This window comes from Actinomadura sp. NPDC048032 (assembly GCF_040653175.1).
GTDB lineage: Bacteria > Actinomycetota > Actinomycetes > Streptosporangiales > Streptosporangiaceae > Spirillospora > Spirillospora verrucosospora.
This window is the reverse complement of sequence record NZ_JBEZJP010000665.1, coordinates 1-2,801: the sequence shown is the minus strand read 5'-3', so window position 1 is coordinate 2,801 and position 2,801 is coordinate 1. Positions and strand designations below refer to the sequence as shown.

The following is a 2,801-nucleotide window of genomic DNA, read 5'->3' as shown; positions in this document are numbered from 1 at the left end:
GTCGAAGCCGACGACGAAGCGGCGGGGGCCGTAGTCGAGGGTGAGGGTCCCGTCGGCGTCCAGCCCGAAGTCGGGGACGAGCCGGTCGGCGAGCTGCGCGGCCGTCAGGCCGCGCCGCTCCGCGATCTGCGCCAGCTTGCGCTGCGCCTCGCCCCGCAGGCCCTTGTAACGGGACTTTCGCGCGATGCCGTTGAGCTGCGTCAGGGCGAGGTCGGTGCCGATCCCGACCAGCGCTTCGAGGCCCTGGACGGCGCTGCTGTACCCGCCGCTTCGTCCCGGCCACTCCTTGACCAGCGGGACGAGCCTGCGGACGACCACGTCGTCGCCGAAGCGTCCGAGGGCCGACAGCACGAAGCCGCTGCCCTTGGGCATGCCCGCCGCCTGCCACGCCTCGAACTGCGCCCAGACGAGCGCGGTCAGCGACTCCGGTTCGCAGACCTGGGCGGCGCCGTCCACGACGCCGGTCGCGTCGAGGCGGGCGCCCGGGCTCACCGTCAGGGCGAGCAGCAGGTTGCGCGCCGCGTCGCCCGGCAGTTCGCCGCCGTCCCGCAGGACCGGGCGGGGAAGGGCGCCGGCGTCGAGCCACTTCGGCAGGGACGGCGCCCGGACCGGCGGCTCGACGGGCGCGGTCTCGGGAGGCGCGGCGGCGAGGAGCCGCGCGACCGCCTCGGCCGCCTCGTCCCCGTGGACGCGGGCGGCCTCCACGACGTCGCCCTCGATGAGCCTCAGTGCCTTGACCGCGCCCCGGCGCGGGCCGACGCGCTTGCCCAGCGCGTCCGGCACCAGGTACGGGACGGCGGCCAGGCCGTGCCGCGCGAACCACGCGTGCGCGAGCTTTTGCGCCGACGTGAGCCGGTAGAGCCAGTCGGCGACCATCCGGGCCACGTCGGCGGACAGGAACGGCAGCACGACCGGGCCCGTCCCGTACGGGTTCTGCTTGGCGAGCCGGACCGCAACGTCCCAGGCGGCGGTCTCGAAGCGCGCCACGATCGGCTGGAGGGAATGGTGGAAGTCCCAGGTCACGTGCGGATCCCACCCGGCCAGCAGCGGCCGCGCGAGATGCTCGGGCGCCTGCGCGAGGAAGCCCGCCCGCGTGGGCTCGTAGCCCATCCGCCCGTCGCGGAACTCCTCGGCGGCCTCCTCCCACTCGCCGTCCTGCCAGGACCCGAACGGGCGGACCGCGGCCCAGCCCTCGCGCTCGCCGGGTTCCCAGACGATCGCGCGGCCGTCCGGCGCCGCCAGGCCAGGGACGATGATCGGCTCGTCACCGGTGGGCGGGGCCGGCCTGCGCGCCCACGGCGGGTCCAGCAGCGCCTTCGGCAGTTCCATGGGAGTTCTCTTTCTCAGGTGAGCGTCGCCAGGTCGGCGAGGATCTCGGACACGGTGACCGGGTCGAGGTCGGCGAAGGAGCCCGTGGTGCCGCCGCCGAGCCACCTCTGCTCGGGGCGGTCCGCCAGGCCGACCGCGTCGAGTCTCTGGTCGGGCAGGGCGTCCACGGCGCCGACGGCGATGCCGGGGTCGAGGTCGATGACGATGTGGCGGCCGCCGGGCAGCCGCCGGGAGATCCAGGGTTCGATGCCCGCGTCCTGAGGCGCGCCGCGGTCCCAGCCGCGCGAGGTCAGGCCGAGCACCTTGCCGACCGGGACGGTCAGGCCCTCGAACCGTTCGAGCCTGCCGTCGCTCCCCTCGCCGTCGGCGAGGACGTGGACGGGACGTCCGAGCTGCGGGAACGGCTGCAGGATCTCGTAGTCGGCGAACACCTCCGACCAGGCGGCGAGCGAGCCGCCGAGGTCGACGGGATGCGCGACCCGGACCCGCGCCGTGCCGGCGATCTCGACGGTCCCGTCGTCGACGTCGGCGTACGTGCCGTCCTCGGCGACGCGGAACGCGGTCGTCCTCGCGTCCCCCTCCTCGCCCTCGGACGCGAGCCACACCAGGCGCCGGACGAGGTGCCGGACGAGCGGGTGCCCGGCCAGCAGCTCCCGGAACTCCAGCGCGGGCCAGCGGCGCCGCGCGACCATGGCCGCCTCCAGGCGGCGGAGCTGGTCGGCGGCGACGGTCCGCACGTCCTTCTTCAGCGCCGAGAACGCCTTGGCGGCGGCCGGGGCGAGCTCGGGGTCGTCCTTTGCGCCGGGTTTGGGCAGCGCCTTGCGGCGGGCGCCGTCCTCGTCCGCCACGAAGGGCTTGAGCTGCTCGTCGAAGCCGACGACGAAGCGGCGGGGGCCGTAGTCGAGCGTGAGGGTGCCGCCGGCGTCCAGCCCGAAGTCGGGGACGAGCCGGTCGGCGAGCTGCTCCGCGGTCAGCTCCAGCCCGGCGGCGACCTCCTCGATCTTCTCCTGCGCCCGGGCCCTGAGCGCCTTGAACTTCACCCGCTGCGCGATGCCGTGCAGGTGCGTGAGCGCCACGTCGGTGCCGATGGCGGCGAGGACGTCCAGGCCGGTGACCGCCTTGGCGTGCCCGCCGTCGCCGGGCCACGCCCGGATCACCGGGGTCAGGCGGCGGACGGTCTCGTCGTCGCCGGTGAGGCCGAGCTGCGCCAGCGCCCAGCCTTCCTTGGACGGCGCGCCGTGCGCCTCCCACTGCCGGAACAGCCGCCAGCCGAACTCGGCGAGGGACTCCCGGTCGCACGCGTCGCGGACCGCCCGCACCCCCGGGTAGACCTCGGCGGGCCGCGACATCGCGAGCATGGTGAGAACGTGCCGCGCGGCGGCGTCCGGCAGCGCCCGCTCGCGGTCGCGCAGCAGGATCTGCACGCCCAGTCGGCGCTCAGGACGGCCGGGACGGCGTCGGCGAGGATCTCC

The 2,801-nt window shown here is 75.5% G+C and carries 2 protein-coding genes; both read right to left on the bottom strand.

Translation table 11 applies throughout. The annotated features are described in order from the left end of the window. Positions 1-1,329: hypothetical protein (locus AB0C69_RS40795; protein WP_360361942.1), on the bottom strand; the 1,329-nt coding region annotated here is incomplete at its 3' end. A 14-nt stretch (positions 1,330-1,343) separates the two neighbouring features. Next, positions 1,344-2,801 (bottom strand): DUF4132 domain-containing protein (locus AB0C69_RS40790; RefSeq protein WP_360361939.1); only part of this gene is annotated, 1,458 nt, incomplete at its 5' end.